A 10,148-nucleotide genomic window follows, 5' to 3' on the forward strand; every position below is an offset into this window, starting at 1 on the left:
CGCGGAATCAGCGCGCCGCAGGCTGCTCGGTCATCCCGTTATGACGCAACAGCGCATCGATATTCGGCTCGCGTCCGCGGAACGCCTTGAACGATTCCATCGCGGGCCGGCTGCCGCCCACTTCGAGAATTTCGCGTCGATAGCGCGTGCCGGTATCGGCGTCGAGCACGCTGCTGTCCGACGCTTGCGCGGCTTCTTCGAATGCCGCATACGCATCGGCTGACAGCACTTCCGCCCACTTGTAGCTGTAGTACCCGGCCGCGTAACCGCCCGCGAAGATATGGCTGAACGTATTCGGCCAGCGCGAGAACGACGCCTGTGGAATCACATGGAACTGTTCGTTGATCTCGCGTGCAAGATCGTTCGCGCTCTTGGGACCGGCGGGGTCGAAGTCCACGTGCAGCTTCATGTCGAACATCGAGAACACAATCTGCCGCAGCGTGCCCAAGCCGCTCTGGAAATTTTTCGCGGCGAGCATCTTGTCGAACAGCGCGCGCGGCAGCGATGCGCCGGTATCGACGTGAGACGTCATGTCGTTCAGCACGTCCCATTCCCAGCAGAAGTTTTCCATGAACTGCGACGGCAGTTCGACCGCATCCCACTCGACACCGTTGATGCCCGACACGCCCAGTTCGTCGACGCGCGTCAGCATGTGATGCAGGCCGTGGCCGAACTCGTGGAACAGCGTGATCACTTCGTCGTGCGTGAAGCAGGCGGGCTTGCCGCCGACCGGCGCCGAGAAATTGCAGGTGAGGTAAGCGACGGGCGTCTGCACGGGACCGCGCACCGGCTTGCGGCGCGTGCGTGCATCGTCCATCCATGCGCCGCCGCGCTTGCCTTCGCGCGCATACAGATCGAGATAGAACTGCGCGACGAGCCCGCCATCCGAATTTTCGACGCGGAAGAAGCGTACGTCGGAATGCCACGTCGTCGCCTCGTCGCGCCGGATGCGCACGCCGAACAGCGTCTCGGTGACCTTGAACAGACCCTTGAGCACCGCGTCTTCAGGGAAGTATTGTTTGACCTCGTTTTCCGAGAACGAATAACGCTTCTGCCGCAGCCGTTCCGATGCGAAGGCCATGTCCCACGGTTGCATGTCGGCGAGGCCGAGTTCACTGGCCGCGAATTCGCGCAGCTCCTTCCAGTCCTGCTCCGCATGCGGCCGTGCGCGTTTTGCGAGGTCTTCGAGGAAGGCCATGACCTGCGCCGGCGATTCGGCCATTTTCGGCGCAAGCGACACTTCCGCGAAGTTACGATAGCCGAGCATCTTCGCTTCTTCGGCGCGCAGCTTCAGGTGCTCGGCGATGTTGGCAGTGTTGTCCCAATCCGGGTTGCCGTTGCCGTACTGCGGACCGAGCTCGGACGCGCGCGTCACATACGCGCGGTACATCGCTTCGCGCATCGGCCGGTGCTCCGCGTATTGCATGACCGGAAAGTACGACGGGAAGTGCAGCGTGAGCTTCCAGCCGGTCTTGCCGTCGCGCTCAGCGGCTTCGCGTGCGGCGGCAATCGTGTCTTCGGGCGGACCCGCGAGTTCTTCCGCAGACTCCGCGAGGTACGCGTATGCGTTCGTCGCGTCGAGCACGTGGTCGGAAAACGCCTTCGACAATGCCGCCTGCCGTTCCTGCAATTCCGCGAAACGCGGTTTCTGGTCTTCCGGCAACTCGGCGCCGGACAAACGGAAATCGCGCAGTGCGTTTTCGAGAATCTTTTTGCGCTCGCTGGTCAGCACCGCATAGTCGCCGCTGGTGGCGATCGCCTTGTACTTCTCGTACAGCGCAAGGTTCTGCCCGACGCTCGACCAGAATTCGGTCACGCGCGGCAGGTTTTCGCCATAGACGGCGCGCAGTTCCGGCGTATCCGCAACCGCGTTCAAATGGCCGATCACCCCCCATGCGCGCGACAATGGTTCGGTCGCGCGTTCGACCGGTTCGACGATGTCGGCCCACGACGCCGGTGTCGCTGGTTCGCTCGCACGGTCGACGGCGGCCGTTGCGTTGGCAAGCAGCACGTCGAGCGCGGGCGTCACATGTTCGGGGCGGATCTCGCCGAAACGCGGCAGATCGGTGAAATCGAGGAGCGGATTGTCGGATGTCGATTGGGTAGTGGACATGGTGCTTCCTGTCTGTCGCGTGATGTTGAAGAGGCTCAAACCTTGACGCTTGCAGGGCGCAGTCGCGCCCCGTTATTCGACTATGGGGGCGACGCCTGCCGTTTCCAGTCCGCGGCTGCCGGACAGTAGCAGAAAGATTCGAAAGCGCGACGAGCGGGCACGGGGCGCCTCCGGACCAAGCTCAAGGATACGCATATTTGCACTGCAACGTGACGGAACGGCCTCGATCCTGCGTGCGCTGCTGCACGATGCCGCGGTGAATGGCATGGCGATATCCGCGTGCGCGGCGCAGGCTGGCTGGGGCCGTGCGAGCCTTGCGAGGCGCCGCGACGCATGCGCATCGAGGCGCCCGCCCGCATTGGCGCTAGTGCTTGCCCGCCGCGCGCTCGGCTGCTTCGATCGTATTGACGAGCAGCATCGTGATCGTCATCGGCCCGACGCCGCCCGGCACCGGCGTCAGATAGCCGGCCACTTCCTTGACGCCGGCAAAATCGACGTCGCCGCAGAGCTTGCCCGCGTCATCGCGATTCATGCCGACGTCGATCACGGCTGCGCCCGGCTTCACCATATCGGCGGTCAGAATATTGCGGATGCCGGTCGCGACGACCACGACATCGGCTTCACGCGTATGCGCGCCGATATCGCGCGTCTTGCTGTGGCAGATCGTCACGGTGGCGCCGGCGTCGAGCAGCAAAAGCGCCATCGGCTTGCCGACGATATTCGAGCGGCCGATCACGACCGCATTCGCGCCCTTCAGCGAAATGCCATACGCGTCGAACATTTTCATGATGCCGTATGGCGTGCACGGCCTGAACAGCGGTTTGCCCGTCATCAGCGCGCCCGCGTTCGCGACATGAAAACCGTCGACGTCTTTTTCCGGCGCGATCGCTTCGATCACCTTGTGGCTGTCGATATGCGAGGGCAACGGCAGTTGCACGAGAATGCCGTGAATCTTCGCGTCGCGGTTCAGTTCGTCGATGCGCGCGAGCAGGTCGGCTTCGGACATCGTCGACGGATAGCGGTCGTACGACGAGTGAAAACCATTGTCCTGGCAAGCCTTCACCTTGTTGCGAACATAGACCTCGCTGGCCGGATTGTCGCCGACGAGCACGACCGCGAGGCCCGGTTGATGGCCTCGCGCGGTCAGCGCGGCGGCGCGCGATGCGACGTCGGCGCGCAGAGTCTTCGAAAGGGCGGTGCCGTCGATCAGGGTGGCTGTCATGGTCGGTTGGGAATGGGCAGTTTGGAAAGCGGGTGCGGCTGATGGGCCGACTCGGCCAACCGGCGCTTGCGGCCGCGAGCGAGGCGCATCGTGTGATTCGCGCGCGGCGCGTCGATGCTTGCCGCGGCCGGCCGCCATCGTCGTCACATTGTCGACATGGGGATGAATGCCTGAACCCGTCGCTGGCGGCATCGCCTGACGACATTGCGAAAGAGCGCCGAAGCAGTCGCACGAAAAACATACGCGGCGCAGAAAAACTGCGCCACTGCGCCGCGATCTTTATTTCGCCATTATACCGTCGCTGCTCCATGCCGCCCTGTGGACGGCGCTCGAGGCGCCGCTCAACGAACGTCGACGCGCGTTCAGGGCTGCGCCGGCTGCCACGACGGATCGGGATCGTACGTGCGGATCGCTTCGACCGCACTCGCCGTGCGCGGTCCGAGATCCTTCTGGTACACCTGTCCGTCCTGATTGACGATAAAGCTCATCACGCCGGTCTTGCCATACTCGGCGGGCCACGCAATGAGCGCGAAGCCCTTCTTCAGCACACCGTCCTGCAGATAGCTCTGCGCACCGCCTTTCGCATGCGCGCCCTGGGCGCTGAGAATGCGGAAGTGGTAACCGTGATAAGCCTCGCCCGGGGCGATATGCCGCTGCATCGTGGCGGCGAGCGGACCAAGCGGGCTTTCCGTTTCGCCGGGCGCCGTGTCCCAGTACAACCCGTCGTGCCGGCCGGGCGAGCTGATGAACTTCTGCGCGTAGTGCTGCGTGAGATTGCGGTAGTCGTTCTGCGCGTCGACGTAGGCGAGCGACGTCAGGATCGCCGAGCGCTCGTCGCGGCCGATCCGGCGCGTGAGCATTTCGTCGGTTGCGGCGGGCGTGTTGAAGCGCCAGCCGCCGGCGACTTTCTCGAGCGGAATCGGCAGCGTCCAGCCGCTGTCGCCGACTTCGACGTGCGCGCTCGGGCGGCCGTTGCGCGAGGCCGGATCGGCGACGATCCTGTGGCCTTTCGCCCACTGGCCGAGAAACGCGTAGACATCGTCTTCGCCGATGTCGGTGGTCGGAATGAAGCGCGGATAGTTATTGCCGAGCACATGCTTCATCGCCGTGTGATCGTTCGTCGCGAGTGCATTGGCGAATGCCTCGGCCGCTGCTTCAGCGGTCGGATAAACGGCCTGTGCACGCACGGCAGGCGAGAGGCACAGCAGTGCGGTCGCGACGATCAGCGTGGCGGCCGCGCCGCGCGCGACATATGCAACGGCGTGACGGTGCGATGCCGCGCGAGGCTCGAGGCTCGATGCGCGTTGCGGACGTGATATGGGAGAGCGGGTCATATTGGGCTCCTTGTCGAATGATCAGCGGCCGCGGCCGAAGTGGCGTCCACCGCCGCCTCCGAATCCGCCTTGCCTTCCACCGCCCTGCATCCCGCCGCCCCCTTCGAAGCCGCCACGCTGCGCGCCGCCGCCCTGGAAGCCGCGTTCACCGCCGCCATTCGCGCCGGGCCGATTCGCATTGGCCTGCTGACCCGCGCCGCCAGCGCCCATGCGTGCGCCGCTGTTGTTCGCGAGCGATGCGCGGCTTGCCTGCCCGCGTTGCATGTCCGAGCGCGCGGTGCCCGCGTCGCCGGCTCCGCGCAGCGCGTTGTCGCGATTCAGGTTCTGCGCGCTGTTGCGAATGTTGCCGGTGTTCTCGCCGCCGCTGCGGATGTTGTTGACGCGTTGGCTCGCCGTTCCGCTGAGGTTCTGTCCAGTGCGGTTCTGTAATGTCTGCTCGGCCTGCTGGCGCGATGCGTCGCGGCCGCGATAGGCATCGCGCTGCTCGGCCAGATTCGAGTTGTTGAGGTTCGCGCTGTTGAAATTCGCGCTGCGGTTGATATTCGCGTTCGTACGATTGATGCTTTCGTTGCGATTCCAGTTCGCCGTCGTCGTGTTTGCGTTGATCCGGTTATTGACGTTGATGTTGTTGTACCGATTGACGTTGATGTTCACGTCATGGTTGTTCCAGTTGAAACCGCCCCAAAGCGAATTCGCGACCGCGACGCCGGCGCCGAACGCGAGGCCCGTCGCGAAGCCCGTGGCGATCGCGTAGCCGGGCGGTGGCGGCACGTACACGGGCGGATAGGCAGGATAGGGCCACGCGCCGTAGACGACGGTCGGGTTATACGTCGGTACGTAGACCACTTGCGGATTGGCCGGCACGATCTGAATCGTGCTTTGCTCGACGATCACCTTCTGCTGCTCGGTTGTTTTCAGATTGCCCGCTTGCTGCGCCTGTTTGCGCAGGCGCTGCACCGAATCCATCACATCGTTCGGCTGTGCGAGAAACGCATTGCCGAGTTGCGTGACCCAGTCGGGTTTCGATGCCATCGTCGCGAGCACCTGAGGGAATGCAACGAGCGATTGCACGCTCGGGTCCCACGGTTCCGACGCGACCGCCTTGACGGCGTTGTCGCCATGTTCCTGCGAATTGGCCTTCGACCATTGCTCCGCATCCTGAATCTGCTGCGGGAAGGTGGCGGCCATCAACACCTGGGCGAGCAGTGCGTCGGGGTAGAGCGCGATCGGCGCAGTCAGCGAATCGAGTTGCTGGTTCGAGATTTTTGCCGCCGTTTGCGCAAGCGCAGCGCCGGATATCGCAATGCCGGCGATGCCGGTCATGAGCGGTGCGCCGGTGAGCGCGGCGCACATGAGCAGTTCACATTGACGTGTTCGGGAACGTTTCATGTTCATGTCCTCCTTGCGTGATCACGAAGAAGCGGACGTTGAAGCGGAAAGCGACGCTGCGTAAAGGAGCCGGATGCTGCTGAGCCAGATGCTGCTGAGCGAGGTGCTGCGGCGTGATGCCGGTCGATCATGAGGCATTCCTGACGATGAGGGAACATTTAAAAGTAGGGCCCAAAGGCAGCACTGTCAATGAATACGGCACCATGTTTTACGTTCCGCGTGTCCAATTGCAGCAGCGTTCGTTCATGCTGCTCGTATCCATTGCGCATCTGTCAAACAACGTGTCGATGCGATGCGCACTATGTTTGGATAGCTAATGAATTGGCGCGCATGCGATGAAAGGAGACGGCGCAAAAGAAAAGCGGGCCTATGGCCCGCTTCGTTACCGCGAAAAAGTATGAAACGACTAACGCATCGGCATGCGTTACTGCGCCTGCTGCGGCTTGTTCGACAGCGCGAGGCGCAGCAGATCCGCGACGGTATTCACATTGAGCTTTTCCATGATGTTCGCCCGGTGCGCTTCGACCGTCTTGATGCTGATGCCGAGATCGTCGGCGATCTGCTTGTTGAGGCGCCCGGCGATAATCCGCTCGAGCACCTGATGCTCGCGCGCGGTGAGCTTGCCGAGGCGCTCCGCCGCCGCGCGCTGCTGCTGTACGCTGGTGCTTTCGCTACGCGCCTTGTCGAGCATCCGCTCGACGAGCTTGCGCAGTTCCGCTTCGTCGAACGGTTTCTCGATGAAGTCCATCGCGCCTTTTTTCATTGTCGAGACGGCCATCGGCACGTCGCCATGACCCGTCACGAAGATGATCGGCAGCAACGTGTTGTCTGCGATCAGCCGCTCCTGCAGTTCAAGCCCGCTCATGCCCGACATCCGCACGTCGAGAATCAGACACGCGATTTGCCCCGGGTGCTGGTGCGGCTGCCACGCCTCGATAAACTGTTCGGCGCTCGAAAAACACTGCACGCGATAACCGTTCGCTTCCAGCAGCCAGCGCAGCGAGTCTCGCACCGCCTCGTCGTCGTCGACGACAAACACGGTTTCCTGTGTGGTGACTGGGGTGTTCATAGCTCTCCCGTAACGGTTTGTGGTGTCGGCGCCTCGTGCCCGCCGTTGCTCGGGCCGTCGGGTTCGCCGATGGGCAGACTGCAGTGGAAAGTGGCACCGGTGATGTGGCCGTCCGCTTCGACGTTGTTCACCACCCACAGGCGACCGCGGTGAGACTCGATAATCGACCGGCAGATATTGAGGCCCATGCCCATGCCGTCCGACTTCGTGCTGTAAAACGGTTCGAACAGATGTTCGGCGGTCGCTTCGTCGACGCCGGGACCCTGGTCGACGACGCTGATGCACACATTGCCCGCCTCGAGCCGCGCGATCACGCGAATCACGGGATCGACGGCATCGGGCCGCGCATCGTGCATCGCCTCGGCGCCGTTCTTCAGCAGGTTTACGAGCACCTGCTCGATCAGCACCGGATCGACATAGATGACAGGCAGTCGCGAGCGGATATCGGTGACGATGCGAATGCGGCGCTTGCGTGCCTCGAGTTCGGCCAGCCCGACCGCATCCGCGACGATATCGGCGACGCGGGTCGCCTGGCGCTTCGGTTCGCTGCGTTTCACGAATTCACGGATCCGCTTGATGATCATGCCGGCCCGCACGGCCTGCTGCGCCGTCTTTTCGAGCACCGGCAGCAGATTGTCGGGAGTTGTCCGCCCAGATTTAACCAGCGCAACCGCGCCAGAGCAATAGTTGTTGATCGCGGCGAGCGGCTGGTTCAACTCGTGCGCGAGCGACGACGCCATTTCGCCCATCGTCATCAGGCGGCTCGTGAACTGCAGTTTCTCGTCCTGCTGGCGCGCGAGTTCCTGCGCCTGCTTGCGCGTGGTGATGTCGGTGGCAATCTGCATCTGCGCAAGGTGGCCGTCGACCCACTGAATGTACTGGCGCCGCACTTCGAACCACTTCTGTATGCCTTGCACATACACTTCCTGCGCATCGGCCGTGCTTTCGGTCAGCGCGGCGGCGGGCAGCCCCGCGTAGGTGTCGACCATGTCGATCGAATCGGACGACGCCTGCGAACTGTCGAAACCGCCACCGCCGGCCAGCTCGAGGTGGCCGTCGGGGCGAATGCCGAACAGGTGCCGGTAATAGCGGTTCGCGAACAGCAGTTCGGCTTCGTCGGCGGCGAGCACGGACACCGCGGCGTCGAGGCTTTCGAGGACCGTCGTGAAGCGTTCGTGCGCGGCGGCCAGTTCCTCGCGCGCGCGCTTCGGCTCGGTGATGTCGGTCATCGACGACATCCAGCCGGTTTGCCGCCCCGAGCTGTCGATCAGCGGCGAGACGTACAGCCGTGCATGAAACAGCGATCCGTCCTTGCGCCGCACGCGCAATTCGAAACCCGACGACGGCGCCTTGCCGCGCAAGGTCATGTCGAGCTGCCGCTGCATCTCAGGATACGAATCGCGCGGCCAGTACGGGAATGGCGCGGTCTTGCCGACCAGATCGATTTCGTCCCAGCCCGTCATGCGGCAGAACGCCGGATTCACGTGCGTGATGCGGCCGTGCATGTCGAGCACGCGCATGCCTATCAGCACAGAGTTCTCCATTGCGCGCCGGAAGAACGCTTCCGCGTACAGCGCCTGTTGCGCCTCGAAGCGCTGCCGCGTGTGTTTCCACAAGCTCCACAGGCTCCACAACACGAAGCACGACAGGCCCGCGACGAGCCACACGAGCGTGTTGTTCGTGAAGTTCGTCATCTGCGGGTAGGCGTAGACGCGCACCGAGATGCCCTGGCCCGGCGGATCGAGCGGCAGATCGTAGTACGCGTCGCGCGGCAGGCGCGGGCGCGTCGAGGTGGTGGCGAGCTCGCGGTTGTTGACGTCGATGATCGAGATCTTGTACTTCGCGGACAGCTCCGGCGGGATGTCGCGCTTCAACATGCCTTCGACCGAGAACACCGCGGCGATGCTGCCGAGAAACTCGCGGTCGCGGTAAACAGGCGTCTGCAGCGTGATATAGCCGTTGCCGAGATCGTCGTAGAGCAGCGGCGAATACACCTGCCGGCGCGTCGTGCGTGCTTCGTTGAACGCGGCTTTGACGGCCTCTTCCATCTGTTGCTCGTTCGGTTTGGCGAGGCGCTGGCCGAGCACCGGCAGCGGCGTGTTGGGCCAGCGCGGCTGCGACTCGGATGTGTACCAGTTCATGTAGAGGATCTCGGGATGCCCCTGCATGATGTCGGCGGTGGAAACCTGGAACGAGTGCGGGTCCGCGCGACCCGTGACGAGATCGCGCGCGAGCGCCTGAATCTGCTCCTGCGCGCCCGTCATCGACAGGCGGATCTGCTGCTGTGCCCACGCCACGTTGCGATAGAGCGTGTCTTCCTGCTGCTGTTGCTCGCGCCGGTTGAGACTCCACAAAATGAGGCTCATCACCACGAGGAACACGAGGATCGACAGCAGCGGCGTCAGCAAATAGGAATTCGACCACCACGGTCCGTGGTGCCAGCGGGACGGCGACGTATCCGCCGGCGAACCGGACGGCCGCGCCGAGCGTGCGAAAAGCCGATCGGTCAACATGGACCGCATTGTAGCGCAGCAGGTCCGTGCGAAATCGCGCAGAAAAGCGGCGAAAGTCACATTAACGGGAGCAAACTAGTCCACGTACCGGCAGATGGGCAGTCAAATCAGGGTGCGCCGCAACAATTTTCCGCATTATGAGAAAGCATCTCGCAATTCGAAAATTTTGTTGCGTGGACCTCGTGGGCATCATTAAAATCGGCCGAAACTGCCGCGGCCGTGCCTCGTCCGCGTCGTCCACTCACACGAGCGTTCCTCTATATCCAGGAGACGAGCATGTCCGCTGTACCCGATGAAGTACTGAAATATGTCGCTGCCTCGCAAGACGACAACGATCCGCAAGAAACGGCTGAATGGCTCGAAGCGCTCGATGGCGTGATTTCTGCTGTGGGCCCGAACCGTGCTCACTACCTGATCGAAAAGCAGATCGAATTCAAGTCGGATCGTAGCCATGTCGTTCTGTGAGCCAAGGAGTTGGTAGAATGTTTTGTCTTCCTAAGACCGCTTG

7 protein-coding genes are annotated in these 10,148 nt (G+C 63.0%); 1 reads left to right on the plus strand and 6 read right to left on the minus strand.

From position 1 onward, the window contains the following. Positions 1-7: 7 nt before the first annotated feature. The 6 genes from QYH69_RS33700 to fixL form a co-directional block, all read right to left on the minus strand. Complete coding sequence (locus QYH69_RS33700; RefSeq protein ID WP_308835995.1) at positions 8-2,113, minus strand: M3 family metallopeptidase; 2,106 nt, start codon at positions 2,111-2,113, stop codon at positions 8-10. Between the two features lie 364 nt (positions 2,114-2,477). Continuing rightward, on the minus strand, positions 2,478-3,335 hold the full coding sequence (gene folD / locus QYH69_RS33705; protein ID WP_308835996.1) for a bifunctional methylenetetrahydrofolate dehydrogenase/methenyltetrahydrofolate cyclohydrolase FolD: 858 nt from the start codon (positions 3,333-3,335) through the stop codon (positions 2,478-2,480). Positions 3,336-3,697: 362 nt separating this feature from the next. Beyond that, positions 3,698-4,669, minus strand: coding sequence for a DUF2950 domain-containing protein (locus QYH69_RS33710; protein WP_308835997.1), 972 nt, complete (start codon positions 4,667-4,669; stop codon positions 3,698-3,700). A gap of 21 nt (positions 4,670-4,690) precedes the next feature. Further along, positions 4,691-6,058 (minus strand): DUF3300 domain-containing protein, encoded by a 1,368-nt coding sequence (locus tag QYH69_RS33715; protein ID WP_308835998.1) that lies wholly within the window; start codon positions 6,056-6,058, stop codon positions 4,691-4,693. Between the two features lie 424 nt (positions 6,059-6,482). Next, entirely contained in the window at positions 6,483-7,127 is a 645-nt protein-coding gene (fixJ, locus tag QYH69_RS33720; protein ID WP_075156744.1) for an oxygen response regulator transcription factor FixJ, read from the minus strand. Then, a complete protein-coding gene (fixL, locus tag QYH69_RS33725) occupies positions 7,124-9,640 on the minus strand; it encodes an oxygen sensor histidine kinase FixL (RefSeq protein ID WP_308835999.1) in 2,517 nt (838 codons plus the stop codon). The genes fixJ and fixL overlap by 4 nt, the downstream gene beginning before the upstream one ends. 276 nt (positions 9,641-9,916) lie before the next feature. On the opposite strand from fixL, the gene QYH69_RS33730 reads away from it, so the two are divergent. Further along, a complete protein-coding gene (locus tag QYH69_RS33730; protein ID WP_308836003.1) occupies positions 9,917-10,105 on the plus strand; it encodes a hypothetical protein in 189 nt (62 codons plus the stop codon). Positions 10,106-10,148: the final 43 nt, after the last annotated feature.

The organism is Paraburkholderia sp. SARCC-3016, assembly GCF_031119615.1.
In the GTDB taxonomy this organism is placed as follows: domain Bacteria; phylum Pseudomonadota; class Gammaproteobacteria; order Burkholderiales; family Burkholderiaceae; genus Paraburkholderia.

Bases quoted from the DNA above. Each gene is read 5' to 3' on its own strand.
- QYH69_RS33730 (WP_308836003.1), top strand. From the start codon at position 9,917: ATGTCCGCTGTACCCGATGAAGTACTGAAATATGTCGCTGCCTCGCAA.
- QYH69_RS33710 (WP_308835997.1), bottom strand. From the start codon at position 4,669: ATGACCCGCTCTCCCATATCACGTCCGCAACGCGCATCGAGCCTCGAG.
- QYH69_RS33700 (WP_308835995.1), bottom strand. From the start codon at position 2,113: ATGTCCACTACCCAATCGACATCCGACAATCCGCTCCTCGATTTCACC.
- fixJ (WP_075156744.1), bottom strand. From the start codon at position 7,127: ATGAACACCCCAGTCACCACACAGGAAACCGTGTTTGTCGTCGACGAC.
- fixL (WP_308835999.1), bottom strand. From the start codon at position 9,640: ATGTTGACCGATCGGCTTTTCGCACGCTCGGCGCGGCCGTCCGGTTCG.
- QYH69_RS33715 (WP_308835998.1), bottom strand. From the start codon at position 6,058: ATGAAACGTTCCCGAACACGTCAATGTGAACTGCTCATGTGCGCCGCG.
- folD (WP_308835996.1), bottom strand. From the start codon at position 3,335: ATGACAGCCACCCTGATCGACGGCACCGCCCTTTCGAAGACTCTGCGC.